The 12,426-nt window shown below is 65.7% G+C and carries 12 protein-coding genes and 1 pseudogene; 8 read left to right on the top strand and 5 right to left on the bottom strand.

Translation table 11 applies throughout. The features are described from left to right. From JWN03_RS08940 to JWN03_RS08960, 5 genes and pseudogenes are all read left to right on the top strand, one after another. Positions 1-1,152 (top strand): ATP-binding protein (locus tag JWN03_RS08940; protein ID WP_297612476.1); only part of this gene is annotated, 1,152 nt, incomplete at its 5' end. Continuing rightward, positions 1,149-2,309, top strand: coding sequence for an acyl-CoA dehydrogenase family protein (locus JWN03_RS08945; RefSeq protein WP_297612479.1), 1,161 nt, complete (start codon positions 1,149-1,151; stop codon positions 2,307-2,309). The genes JWN03_RS08940 and JWN03_RS08945, both read left to right, overlap by 4 nt. Before the next feature lie 11 nt (positions 2,310-2,320). Then, a pseudogene (locus JWN03_RS08950) lies at positions 2,321-2,827 on the top strand (MaoC family dehydratase); the annotation flags it as partial. Between the two features lie 158 nt (positions 2,828-2,985). Next, positions 2,986-3,819, top strand: a complete 834-nt coding sequence (locus JWN03_RS08955; protein WP_297612482.1) for an HpcH/HpaI aldolase/citrate lyase family protein — start codon at positions 2,986-2,988, stop codon at positions 3,817-3,819. Positions 3,820-3,830: 11 nt separating this feature from the next. Then, complete coding sequence (locus tag JWN03_RS08960) at positions 3,831-5,768, top strand: acetoacetate--CoA ligase (protein ID WP_297612485.1); 1,938 nt, start codon at positions 3,831-3,833, stop codon at positions 5,766-5,768. Position 5,769: 1 nt separating this feature from the next. Here JWN03_RS08960 and JWN03_RS45450 read toward each other — a convergent pair whose 3' ends face one another. The 3 genes from JWN03_RS45450 to JWN03_RS08975 all read right to left on the bottom strand — a co-directional run bounded on the left by JWN03_RS45450 (position 5,770) and on the right by JWN03_RS08975 (position 7,948). Further along, a complete protein-coding gene (locus JWN03_RS45450) occupies positions 5,770-6,276 on the bottom strand; it encodes a DUF4254 domain-containing protein (protein WP_366914378.1) in 507 nt (168 codons plus the stop codon). A 65-nt stretch (positions 6,277-6,341) separates the two neighbouring features. Beyond that, positions 6,342-6,872, bottom strand: coding sequence for an endonuclease domain-containing protein (locus JWN03_RS08970; protein ID WP_297612487.1), 531 nt, complete (start codon positions 6,870-6,872; stop codon positions 6,342-6,344). Between the two features lie 479 nt (positions 6,873-7,351). After that, positions 7,352-7,948 (bottom strand): helix-turn-helix domain-containing protein, encoded by a 597-nt coding sequence (locus tag JWN03_RS08975; RefSeq protein ID WP_297612490.1) that lies wholly within the window; start codon positions 7,946-7,948, stop codon positions 7,352-7,354. Between the two features lie 142 nt (positions 7,949-8,090). Between JWN03_RS08975 and JWN03_RS08980 the strand changes: the two genes are divergently transcribed. The 3 genes from JWN03_RS08980 to add are packed head-to-tail and all read left to right on the top strand — an operon-like array spanning position 8,091 to position 11,582. Further along, the gene (locus JWN03_RS08980; RefSeq protein WP_297612492.1) at positions 8,091-9,506 is read left to right on the top strand and encodes a purine-cytosine permease family protein; all 1,416 of its coding nucleotides are present in this window, start codon (positions 8,091-8,093) and stop codon (positions 9,504-9,506) included. Positions 9,507-9,522: 16 nt separating this feature from the next. Further along, positions 9,523-10,575, top strand: coding sequence for an isopenicillin N synthase family dioxygenase (locus JWN03_RS08985; protein WP_297612495.1), 1,053 nt, complete (start codon positions 9,523-9,525; stop codon positions 10,573-10,575). After that, on the top strand, positions 10,572-11,582 hold the full coding sequence (gene add / locus JWN03_RS08990) for an adenosine deaminase (RefSeq protein WP_297612498.1): 1,011 nt from the start codon (positions 10,572-10,574) through the stop codon (positions 11,580-11,582). Before JWN03_RS08985 ends, add begins: the two co-directional genes overlap by 4 nt. Before the next feature lie 81 nt (positions 11,583-11,663). Here the strand turns inward: add and JWN03_RS08995 are convergent, their stop codons facing one another. Both JWN03_RS08995 and JWN03_RS09000 read right to left on the bottom strand, forming a co-directional pair. After that, positions 11,664-12,032 carry a hypothetical protein gene (locus tag JWN03_RS08995; RefSeq protein ID WP_297612500.1) on the bottom strand — a complete coding sequence of 123 codons (369 nt, stop codon included), beginning with the start codon at positions 12,030-12,032 and terminating at the stop codon, positions 11,664-11,666. 134 nt (positions 12,033-12,166) lie between these two features. Continuing rightward, positions 12,167-12,394 carry an LLM class flavin-dependent oxidoreductase gene (locus JWN03_RS09000; RefSeq protein ID WP_297612502.1) on the bottom strand — a complete coding sequence of 76 codons (228 nt, stop codon included), beginning with the start codon at positions 12,392-12,394 and terminating at the stop codon, positions 12,167-12,169. Positions 12,395-12,426 lie beyond the last annotated feature (32 nt).

Genomic DNA, 12,426 nt, shown 5'->3' on the forward strand with positions numbered 1-12,426 from the left:
GACAAGCCCGACGAGTTCTTCTTCATGGAGATGAATACCCGTCTGCAGGTGGAACATCCGGTGACCGAGCTGGTCACCGGCGTGGATCTGGTGGAGTGCCAGGTCCGCATCGCGGCCGGGCAGAAGCTGGCGGTCGGCCAGGACGACATCAAGCTCACCGGGCACGCCATCGAGGCCCGGGTGTACGCCGAGGACCCGGGTCGCGGCTTCCTGCCGACCGGCGGCACCGTGCTGGCGCTGTCCGAGCCGGAAGGCAAAGGCGTGCGGGTCGATTCGGGCCTGCGCGCCGGAACCGTGGTCGGCGCCGATTACGACCCGATGTTGTCCAAGGTCATCGCGCACGCCGCGGACCGCGATGCCGCCATTGCGAAACTCGATGCGGCGCTGCGGGATACCCAGATACTCGGCGTCCGCGCCAATATCGACTTCCTGCGCTTCCTGCTCGCCGATCCGGAGGTGCGCGCCGGACACCTCGATACCGGTCTGCTGGACCGCCGCGCCGTCGACTTCCTCCCCGCGCCGGTCACCGATGCGCAGTTCGTCGCGGCGGCAACCGATCTCTGGCTGCGCCAGTGGCCGAGCACCCCGAACGATCCGTGGGCGACACCGAGCGGCTGGCGGGTCGGTCAGCACGCGGCCACCGTATTCCGGCTGATCGGCGGCGACCGCACCGTGCACGTCTCCCTGTCCGGCAGCCCTGAACAGGGCTCGGTCTGGCTGGACGACGGTGAAAAGGCTTCGCTCGCAGCCGAATCAGACGACGATGGCATCACCATCACCCTGTCCGGCCTCCGCAGCCGTTACCGCGTCGCCACCGCCGACGGTCACCTGTGGGTCGCCGACGCCACCGGCGTCGCCCAGCTCCGCGAGGTCGCCGACACCGATATTCGCGGCGGCGGCGAACATGTGGGTGATGCCGAAATCACCAGCCCCATGCCGGGTTCCGTCATCGCGGTGCCCGCACTCTCCGGCGCCGAGGTCGCCGCCGGTACCCCGATCGTGATCGTGGAGGCCATGAAAATGGAGCACACGCTCACCGCCCCCATCGCGGGTCGTGTCGAATTACTCGTCGAACCCGGTGCGCAGGTCAAGCTGGAGCAGCTGCTGGCCCGCATCGTTACCGCTGATTCCCAGGAGAGCAACGCGTCATGACCGATTTCCTGTCCACCGGCACCCTGCCGGACGAGTACCGCGAACTGGCGCTCACCGTCCGCGATTTCGCCAATCAGGTGGTGGCGCCCGTCGCCGCCAAGCACGATGCCGAGCACAGCTTCCCGTATGAAGTGGTCGCGGGCATGGCGGATATGGGCCTGTTCGGCCTGCCGTTCCCGGAGGAGTTCGGCGGCATGGGCGGCGATTACTTCGCGCTGTGCCTGGCTCTCGAGGAACTCGGCAAGATCGACCAGAGCGTGGCCATCACCCTGGAGGCCGGAGTCTCGCTGGGCGCCATGCCGATCTACCGCTTCGGCAATGACAAGCAGCAGCAGGAGTGGCTGCCGCTGCTCGCCAGCGGTCGCGCCCTGGGCGCCTTCGGCCTCACCGAATCGGGCGCGGGCAGCGATGCGGGCGGCACCCGCACCACCGCCGTGCAGGACGGCGACAGCTGGATCATCAATGGCAGCAAGCAGTTCATCACCAACTCAGGCACCGATATCACCCGCCTGGTCACCGTCACCGCCGTCACCGGGCAGGCCGACGGCAAGAAGGAGATCTCGACCATCATCGTGCCCGCCGGCACCCCCGGTTTCGTGGCCGAGCCCGCGTACAACAAGGTCGGCTGGAATGCCTCGGACACCCATCCGCTGAGCTTCACCGATGTGCGGGTGCCGACCGAGAATCTGCTCGGCGAGCGTGGCCGCGGCTACGCCAACTTCCTGCGCATTCTCGACGAGGGCCGCATTGCCATTGCCGCCCTCTCGGTCGGCGCGGCGCAGGGCTGCGTGGACGAGAGCGTCCGGTACGCCAAGGACCGCGAGGCCTTCGGCCGTCCCATCGGCAGCAATCAGGCCATTGCCTTCAAGATCGCTCGCATGGAGGCGCGCGCCTATATGGCCCGCACCGCCTACTACGACGCGGCCGCGCTCATGCTGTCCGGCAAGCCGTTCAAGAAGCAGGCCTCGATCGCCAAACTCGTCGCCAGCGAGGCCGCCATGGACAATGCTCGTGATGCCACCCAGATTTTCGGCGGTTATGGCTTCATGAACGAATATGCTGTGGCGCGGCACTATCGTGACAGCAAGATCCTGGAGATCGGCGAGGGCACCACGGAGGTGCAGTTGATGCTTATCGGGCGGGAATTGGGCCTGTGACCACTGAGCCTTTGAATGCCGGGGCCGCTACCGGGGAGGTCCGGCGGGTCGTCCAGCGCGGCCTCTGGTTCGAGGAGTTCGAGACCGGGGTGGTGTACGAGCACCGGCCCGGCCGCACCATTACCGAAGCCGACAATGTGCTGTTCACGACGCTCACCATGAATACCCAGGCCATGCACCTGGATGCGGCGTTCGCGCAGACGCAGGCGCCGTTCCATCAGCGGCTGGTGAATTCCATGTTCACGCTCTCGACGCTGGTCGGCCTGTCGGTCGCACAGTTGACGCAGGGCACCATCGTGGGCAATCTCGGCTTCTCCGAAATCGCCTTTCCCAAACCGGTTTTTCAGGGTGACACGCTGTATGCGGAGACTGTGATCACCGAGCTCCGGGAATCCAAGAGCCGCTCGGGGGAGGGCATCGTGACGTTCGCGCACACCGGCCGCAATCAGCACGGGGAGGTGGTGGCGACCGCTGTCCGCAAGACCCTGGTGCGCAAGCGGCCCATCGACGGTTCGGCGAATGCAATCGACGGTTCGGCGAATGCAATCGACGGTTCGGCGAATGCAATCGACGGTTCGGCGAATCCGATCGACGGTTCGGCGAATCCGATCGACGGTTCGGCGAATCCGATCGACGGCTCGCCGAATCCGATCGACGGCTCGCCGTCGGAGCAAGCATGAGCTGGGATATGCCTGGGCCGGCGTGGCTGTTCTGTCCCGCCGATCGCCCAGAACGCTTCGAAAAGGCAGCTGCCGCCGCCGATGTGGTGATCATCGATCTGGAAGACGGTGTGGCGGAGGCGGATAAGGCCGCCGCCCGCGAAGCGCTCATCGCCAACCCGCAGGACCCGGAACGCACCGTGATCCGGGTGAACGCGGCGGGCACCGTGGAGCACATGCTCGATCTGGACGCCCTGCTGCGCACCGAGTACCGGCGGCTCATGCTGCCGAAATGTGAATCGGCCGAGCAGATTACGCGGCTGGTCGATTACGAGGTGATTGCGCTCATCGAATCACCGCTCGGCGCCATGGCGGTCGGCCGGGCGGTCATGGTGCGCAATGCCATCGGCGTCATGTGGGGCGCGGAGGATCTGGTGGCGGCGCTCGGCGGCAATTCGAGCCGGCACGCCGACGGCGGCTATCGCGATGTGGCGCTGCATGTGCGGTCGCAATCGCTGCTGGCCGCCAAGGCATACGGCAAGTTCGCGCTCGATTCGGTATTCCTGAATATCGCCGATCTCGAAGGCCTGGCGGAAGAATCGCTCGATGCGGTCTCCGTCGGCTTCGATGCCAAGGTGGCGATCCATCCGAGTCAGGTGCCGGTGATCCGGCGGGCCTACGCTCCGGTGGCCAAGGAAGTCGACTGGGCGCAAAGACTTTTGGCGGAGGTGCCGAACCATCGGGGTGTCTTCACCTTCGAGGGCCGAATGGTGGATATGCCGGTCATCCGGCATGCCGAGCGGATCATCGCGCGTGCGCAGGTTGCGGACAGCGCGGGATTCGCGTCGTAGGAGGTAGTGCGGTGGAACCACAGTGGGTGCCGGCCGAGGCGGATATCGCCGAAGCGCGGATCACCGATTTCGCGGAGTTCGTGGCCAAGCGCACGGGGGAGTCCATATCGGACTACCAGTCGCTCTGGCAGTGGTCCGTGGACAATCTGGCGAGCTTCTGGGGAGCGGTCTGGGACTACTTCGAGCTGGGTGAGCGGTCCGGTGAGGTGCTCTACTCGACCGAGATGCCCGGTACGAAATGGTTCCCGGCCGTGCAGCTGAACTATGTGGACCAGATCGCCCGCCAGGCCCGCACCGACCGGCCCGCCATTCTCGGCGTTGACGAGGACGGCAGCATCGACGAGCTCTCCTGGGCCGAACTCATCGGCACCACTGCGGCTTTCGCCGGCGCCCTGCGCGGGCTGGGCGTCGGCCCCGGTGATCGGGTCGCCGGATATCTCCCGAACATTCCGCAGACCGTGATCGCCTTCCTGGCCACCGCCAGTCTCGGCGCCGTCTGGAGTGCCTGCGGTCAGGACTATTCCGCGCAGGCCGCTCTCGATCGCCTCGGTCAGCTGGAGCCGAAGGTGCTGGTCACCGCCGACGGCTACCGTTTCGGCGGCAAGGTGCACGATAAGGCCGCCGATATCGAGTCGCTGCGCGCCGGACTGCCGAGTTTGATTGCCACCGTGCTGGTTTCACGTCTGGGCAACGCGGTTCCGGATGTCATCGCCTGGGACAGCCTGCAAATCGATGAGCACCTCACCAGAATCGACACCGTCCCCGTCGATTTCGACCATCCGCTCTGGGTGCTGTACTCCTCCGGCACCACCGGCAAGCCCAAGGGCATTGTGCACGGGCACGGGGGAGTGCTCCTCGAACACCTGAAATCCGTTGGCCTGCAATCCGATATCGGACCGGACGACACCTTCCTCTGGTACACCAGCCCCAGCTGGATGATGTGGAACTTCCAGGTCGCCGGCCTGCTGACCGGCGCGACCATCGTCACCTACGACGGCAGCCCGTCCGCGCCGACTCCGGATGCGCTGTGGGCCATTGCCGCTCGTGTCGGAGCCACGGTGGTCGGCACCAGCCCCGGCTATGTGCTCGGCTGCGCCAAGGCCGGTGTGGTGCCCCGCCGCGACCATGATCTGTCGGCACTGCGACTGATCGTCATTACCGGCTCGTCGCTGCCGCCGTCCTCCTCACTCTGGTTGCGCGACAATGTAGGTGAGCGCATTCCGGTCGCCTCCATCAGCGGCGGCACGGACGTGGTCTCGGCCTTCATCGGTGGTGTCCGCACGGTCCCCGTCTGGCCCGGCGAGCTCTCCGCCCCCTACCTCGGCGTGGCGCTGGACGCCTGGGACGAGACCGGCCATCCCGTGCGCGGCGAGGTGGGCGAACTGGTCATCACCAAACCCATGCCCTCCATGCCCGTCAGCTTCTGGAACGATCCGGACGGATCTCGTTACCACGACGCCTATTTCGATATGTTCCCCGGCGTTTGGCGGCACGGTGACTGGATCACCATCAACGACCACGGCAGCATCACCGTGCACGGCCGCTCCGATTCCACACTGAACCGGCACGGCATCCGCATGGGCAGCGCCGATATCTACCAGGCGGTGGAAGCCCTCCCCGAAGTCGCCGAGGCCCTGGTACTCGGCATCGAACTTCCGGAGGGCCGCTACTGGATGCCGCTCTTCGTCGTGCCCGCGCCCGGTGTGCAGCTCACCGACGACGTGAAGCAGCGCATCAACAACGCCATCCGCACCGAGGTCTCACCCCGTCACGTCCCCGACGAAATCATCTCCGCCCCAGGTATTCCGCACACCCGAACGGGCAAGAAACTCGAGGTCCCGCTGAAGAAGCTCTTCCAGGGCGCGGACCTGTCCCGAGTAGTGGCACCCACCGCAGTGGACGACCCCTCGCTACTGGACTGGTACGCGCAGCACCGGCCACCGAGCTGACTCAATGGCCACCCGGTAGCCGGCGGCGTCCGGTGCACACCTCGGACGCCAAATCCTCATAGCCGACCGCCAATTCGGCGAGGCTTTCCCATGCGACGGTCAATTCCCGACCGGACGCATGGGCGAGCGCCGCATAAGCATGCGCGGTCAACTGCGCCAGCCGATCGATAACGGCGCCGAGTGTCTCGGTATGCACCCGCGCCGCCCCGTGTGACGGTGGTAGTCGCGAGGTGACCCAACAATCAATAGTGTGCACCAAATCGTTTCGCAGACTATCGAGTTCGGCACAAACCTCCGGCGCCGCAGCCATCCGCCGCCCATGTAGCTCGGTCAACTCATGTGCCGCACTAAGTACCGGATGCCCCGGAAAGCTTGTCCCCCGACAAGCCAGCAAAACCTGCTTCTTACTCGGAAGCGCTTCCCGCATAACATCGCTCCTCACCGCTATTGCGATTTCAGAGCACCCTATTCCCCTCAAATGACGAGAACGTAACCACAACTCCAACATGCGATTTCATCGCCAGTGAACCAGCGACCCCCACTCGCACAAATGTCGCCGCCATTTCGTGGCGATCACTCGTCCAGCGTGGCTCCCTGGGCGTGCAGGGCTGCTCGGACACGGTCGGTGACGAGGTAGGGGCGGCAGTAGAGCAGGGTGGCGCTTACTCGGACCACGCGCCAGCCAAGGGATTCCAGTGCCGCCAGACGGTCGATGTCCTTGGCGCGTTGTGCAGGATCGGTCCAGTGCTGGGCACCGTCGTATTCGACCGCGACTCGCCAGTCGGCCCAACCCGTATCGACGCGTGCTACGAACTGTCCAGTACGGTCGCGCACCACCAACTGTGTAGTGGGGGAGGGCAATCCGTTGTCTATGAGCAGTAGCCGGGTGAGCGACTCGGGCGGTGACTCCGCGCCGCTGTCCACCAGCGGAATGATCTCCGTGAGCCGCCGTACGCCACGCAGTCTCGGATGATGCCGGGCGACGTCGGCAATATCGCGCGGTGGGATGTTTGTTGCCGCACAGAGTGCGTCCAGAATCGGTACCGCTCGGTCTCTCTCGAGTCGCCGGCCGATATCGAATGCCGTGCGCGCTGGAGTTGTCACCCGGAACCCGTCCACCTCACAGCATTCGCTCGGTTCTATGGACGCCTGAATTTGGTGAATCCCAAAGGGTGCTTTGCAATTGCCCTCCCGCGCCAGTTCCGCCGGCGTATCTCCGTCCAGCCAGCGAGTCCCGTGCATTGCCGCGGCGGACAGCCCCACCAGCACGCCGTCGCCCTTCGCCCAATGCGATGCCGCGCGGGCTCTCCCGCCGGCGTCGAGGGCGCATCCCTTTCGCAGATACACATCGGGAAACACCCGCACGAAGTCGTGCCGCAACTCCCACCACGAAACGACCCCCGCCGCCAACGCCCACGACCCAGGAAATGGCCCCTCCTCCAACACCCCCATCCCTCAACTAGTACGCCACGGCGCCCATGGAATCATCCGCCACAGCGCCCCCTGTGGATAACTTCGTCGACCAGGAACTGGTGGCGGGACACACTCGTGTTTTGCCGCCATCAGTTCCTGATGATCTTGGACTAACTGGGTTGGGCGATGACCAGGAGGACGTGGGCGGGTTCGTTGTCGACGAGGTGCCAGCGGTCGCGCATGGTGGAGGGGAAGTTTACGAAGTCTCGGGGGCCCAGGCGGATTTTGCCCGCACCGACTAGTTCGACGTCGAGGTGTCCTGCGACCACGTAGACGCCGGTGACTCCGGTGGACTCGAACCAGCCGCCGATGAATTGGCCTGGCTCCACCAGGTATTCGATGACCTCGAGCGGGCTGTTGGGGCGCATGTGGAGAGCGCGGCCCACCGCCGCGTCGGCGCGGTCGGCCACCGGGAGGCGCAGGCCCTCGTCGGCGCGGACCACGGTGACGCGGTCGGTGGCGGGGGAAGGCAGGAGATCGCCGGGGGTGACGTCGAGGGCGGAGGCCAGGCGATAGGTGGTGATCATCGAGGGTGCGCTGACGCCGCGCTCGATCTGACTGAGGAAGGGCTGGCTGATGCCCGCACGCTTGGCGAGTTCGCGCATCGACAGTCCAGACTTCTCACGCAGGTCGCGGACCACGCCGCCGACCAGCTTCGCCAGGCTCGGCTCGTCCGGTTCGACGGATGCCTCCGGTATCTCGTTCACACAGGCCAGTGTGCCCGATCGCGAGCTGCGGCGGGCGCGCGGGCGTTTACATGTTCGTGACGCGGGTGAACGTTATGGCCACACAAATAGGCCAATCTGACTGCTGTCACTTATCACCCCTGCTTTACTCGGAGCGTGCCCGTTGTCGGTCCTCGAAGGCGATCCGCCTGTCACCACTACCCGTTTGGTCGAACAGCGCGGCATCGACCACATCCCGGAAGTCGAGCGCACCGGTACTGTCCGGCAACTCGGGCTCATGTGGAGTGGAGTCATTCTCAATGTGCAGGTGGTGGTGTACGGCACCCTGCTCGTCGCCATCGGCCTGAATGTGTGGCAGGCGCTGGCGGCGATCGCCATCGGCACCGCCACCTGGGTGCTTGCCGGGTTGGCGAGCCTGCCGGGTCCGGCGGCGGGCACCACCACGTTCGCGATCAGCCGGGCGGCTTTCGGCCGGAACGGCATGCGGCCCATCGCCTTCTGCAATTGGCTACAGCAGATCGGCTACGAGGTACTGGATCTGGTGATCCTGGTGCTCGCGGGATCGGCACTGCTGGACATGGCCGGCGTGCACGTCTCCGACGGTACGAAGGTGGTATTGCTGGTGGCATTCTCGATCGCGCAGAGCCTGCTGCCGAGTCTCGGCCACGCTGCCATCACCCGCGTGCTGAATATGCTGGTGGTGCCGTTCGCGGCCCTGTTCCTGATCATGGCCTGGCTCACCGCCGACAAGCTCGATATCACCGTCGGACACCCTGCCGGGTGGTCGGCCTTCCTCGGCGGAGTCGCCCTGGCGTCCAGCGCGAGCGGACTCGGCTGGACGCCCAATGCCACCGACTTCTCGCGGTATCTGCCGACCGCCACTCCGCGCCGGAAGGTGGTGGCGGCGGTGACCATCGGCGGCGCGGTGCCGCAGGCGCTACTCATGCTGCTGGGCGTCGGGGTGGCGCTGCTCACCGAGCAGGCGTCCGATCCGATCAGCGGGCTGCCGAGCGTGTACCCGGGCTGGTTCCTGGCTCCGTATCTGATTCTGGTTATCGCACAGATGATCTCGCTGAACGCCATCGACCTGTACTCGTCCGGAGTCACCCTGCAAGCCATCGGGCTGCGCATCGGACGCTGGCAGGCGGTGGTGCTGGACGGGGTGATCTGCGCGGCCGTCGGGGCGATCGTGGTGTTCTCCTCGGACTTCAATACCTTCGTCAGCAATTTCCTGCTGTTCATGATCGTGTGGTTCGCGCCGTGGTCGGCCATCTTTGTCGTCGACTATTTCCTGCGCCGCGGCCGCTACGACCTGGAATCGCTCGGGGAATCGGGCGGTCGCTACCTCCGGCGCGGCGGGCTGCATCTGCCGGGCGTACTCGCTCAGGTCGCGGGGATGATCGCGGCGCTGTGCTGCATCAATACCTCCGTATTCGTCGGGCCGATCGCAAACCTGTGCGGCGGTGCGGATTTGAGCATTCCGGCCGGGCTGCTGGTCGGCGGCATCGCGTACTACCTGACTGCTCGCCGCGGTGTCATCGCCGAATCACGGTTCAGTCCAGTCGTTTCCACGCACTGAAGAGGAAGGAAGACCCGTGGAATTCCACGTACCGGTCATCGATATCACGCCCTATGTGAGTGGCGGGGACGCCGCCGCCCGTCGTGCGGTGGCGCGGCAGATCGACGAAGCCGCTCGCACAGTCGGTTTCATGCAGATCACCGGACATGCGGTGCCGCAGCCGGTGATCGACGGATTCGCTGCCGCGCTGGACGATTTCTTCGTGCTCGACCTGGACGCGAAGCAGCAATACCGCACGCCACCGGCCATCAATCGGGGCTATTCGCCGCCCAAGAGCGAGAGCCTGAGCTTGAGCCTCGGCGTGGAATCGGCGACCCGGATGAACGACTTCTTCGAGGCCTTCAATATCGGAGCATCGACCGCCGACTATCCCGAACTGGAGTTGCCGGAAACCGAATACGCGGAAAACCTCTGGCCGCAACAGGTTCCACAGTTTCAGGCACCTGTGCAGGCTTATTTCGCGGAGGCCGCCCGGGTTGCTCGAACCCTCACCATCGCCTTCGCGGACGCGCTCGAACTGCCGGCGGGCTACTTCGGTGACTACACCGACCATTCCCTGGATGTGCTGCGCATGAACAACTACGCGCTGCCGCCGGGCACGATCGACCTCGATGGCGACCTCACCGGGATGGGCGAGCACACCGACTACGGCATCGTCACCGTGCTGTGGGCCGATCAAGCGCCCGGTCTCCAGGTGCTGGGCGCGGACGGCAGCTGGCACGATGTCCAGCCCGCCGATGGTGCGCTACTGGTGAATCTCGGCGATCTGATGGCCCGCTGGACCAATGAGCGCTGGCTCTCCACCCTGCACCGGGTGAAGCCGCCCATTGTGGACGGCGCCATCCAGCGCCGCCGCAGCGCCGCCTACTTCCACGACGGCAATATCGACGCTCTCATCGAAACGCTGCCCTCGTGCATCGGCGACGGCAGCAAGTACGAGCCGGTCACGGTCGCCGATCATATTCGGGCCAAGCTCGCGGGTTCCCGTGCCGGACAACCGAATACCAATGCCACACGCGAGGCCGCCCGTGTCCTCGCGGCGGCCCAGCAGTCCGGAGACCGCGCATGACGATTCCCTTCCGCGAGCTGCCGAAGGTCAGCCTGCACTGCCATCTCACCGGTTCGGTGCTGCCCGAAACCGTGGCCGAGCTGGCTCGCAAGCATGGTGTGCCCATGCCGGGCGGGCGAACGGCGCAGGACCTGTACGACATCGACAGCCATGTCGATCTCGACGAATTCCTCCGGGTCTACGACATGGTCGGCCAGGTTGTCCGCGATGCCGACGACTTCCGGCGCATCACCTACGAGTCTCTGACCGAGCTGGGCTCGAAACACGGTGTGCTGTATCGCGAAATCTTCGTCAGCCCGCCGGCTCACCCCCGCACCGACTATCGAGTTCTGCTCGACGGGGTCCGCGCCGGAATGCGAGAAGCCGAGCAGGACACCGGAATCGGCAGTCGCATCATTGTGGCCATCAATCGTGAGGACACCCCGGCGGCGGCTGTCGAACTGGTGCGCCAGGTCATCGAGCACCGCTGTGATGAGGTGGTCGGCATCGGTCTGGATTACGCCGAAGTCCACGGCCCGCCAGAGCTTTTCCATGAGGCATACCGACTGGCCGGTAAAGCGGGCCTGAATCGCACCGCCCACTCGGAATCCGGGCCGCCCCCGAATATCGAAATCCTGCTCGACGTCCTCGGTAGTACCCGGGTCGACCACGGCTATCACGTGGTCGACAGCCCTCGCATCACCGACCGCTGCCGAGCAGAAGGCATCGTGTTCACCTGCACCCCGGTGAGTTCCGATATCGGCCGTTACTCCGGCAGCGGCAATGGCAAACACGAAAAGATCGCGGCCATGGTCGATGCCGGCCTCCGAGTCACCATCGATTCCGACGACCCGCCGATGTTCGGCACCAACCCCACCAGCGACTTCGAGGTCCTGCACCGCACGCTGGGATACGACGCCAACCAACTGCTCGCCTTCACCCTGAACGCCATCGAGGGTTCGTGGCTCGACGAATCCGCCAAATCCGCCCTCCGCACCCGAGTCCAACCCCATCTGGCTCCCGCCTAGGAATCCGGTCGGGCGATCACCAGGAACTGGTGGCGGCAAAACGCGAGTGTGTTCCGACGTCAGTTCCTGGTCGATGCTGCGCTACGCGCTCGCGAGGGTGCGGAGGGTGGTGCGGAAGGCTGGGTCGTCGGCGGGGGTTGGGGGGAGGTCTAGGGAGATGCCGTGGCAGGTGTTGGGGTACCAGGAGTGGAGGACTGTGGGGAGGTCTTTGTAGGTGGCTTGGGGGACGAGGGTTTTCAGGATGTCGTCGGTGAGGAGGGTGGGGAGGGCTGTCCAGTTGCCGGCTTGTGCGGATTGGGCTAGGCGGTCGGCTATGTCGGGGCGGCCTAGGCGGTCGAGGGTGCCTCGGTAGGCGGGGGTGGAGTAGAGGAAGGCCAGTTCTGTGCGCAGGTTTTCGCGGGCGGTGGCTACGGCGGAGTCGTCTCGGCCGGTGATCGGCTTGGGGACCACGATGATTCGGGGGCCGTCGTCCGTGCGGGCGGACTTGGCGGCACCGGTTCGGAGGGCGGGGAGGACGTGGTTTTTCAGGGAGAGGGGGTGGCAACGCCCAGTTGGAAGCGGCCGCCGGAGAAGCGGGCGAGGTCCTAGGCGGCGTACGCGGTCAGCATCGGGCTGCGAGGGAAGGCCACGACCATGCTGGTTCGGATGGTCAGCGTGGTGGTGTGTTCCGCGGCGAGGGTGCACACGCTGAACGGGTCGCGCACGGTTTCGGAAATGTGCACGGTGTCGAAGCCGAGGTCCTCGATCCGCCGGACCCGGGCCGCCACCTCGGACAGCGGGGTGTCGGCGGGCAGCGATGTCACGAGTTCCATGCGGGCATCCTCGCGGACGGTGTGGTGCGGGC

This window comes from Nocardia sp. (assembly GCF_025465275.1).
Lineage (GTDB): Bacteria > Actinomycetota > Actinomycetes > Mycobacteriales > Mycobacteriaceae > Nocardia.

Coding starts and splice junctions, on each gene's coding strand:
- JWN03_RS08945 (WP_297612479.1), top strand. CDS start 1,149: ATGACCGATTTCCTGTCCACCGGCACCCTGCCGGACGAGTACCGCGAA.
- add (WP_297612498.1), top strand. CDS start 10,572: ATGACGATTCCCTTCCGCGAGCTGCCGAAGGTCAGCCTGCACTGCCAT.
- JWN03_RS45450 (WP_366914378.1), bottom strand. CDS start 6,276: ATGTTGGAGTTGTGGTTACGTTCTCGTCATTTGAGGGGAATAGGGTGC.
- JWN03_RS08955 (WP_297612482.1), top strand. CDS start 2,986: ATGAGCTGGGATATGCCTGGGCCGGCGTGGCTGTTCTGTCCCGCCGAT.
- JWN03_RS09000 (WP_297612502.1), bottom strand. CDS start 12,394: ATGGAACTCGTGACATCGCTGCCCGCCGACACCCCGCTGTCCGAGGTG.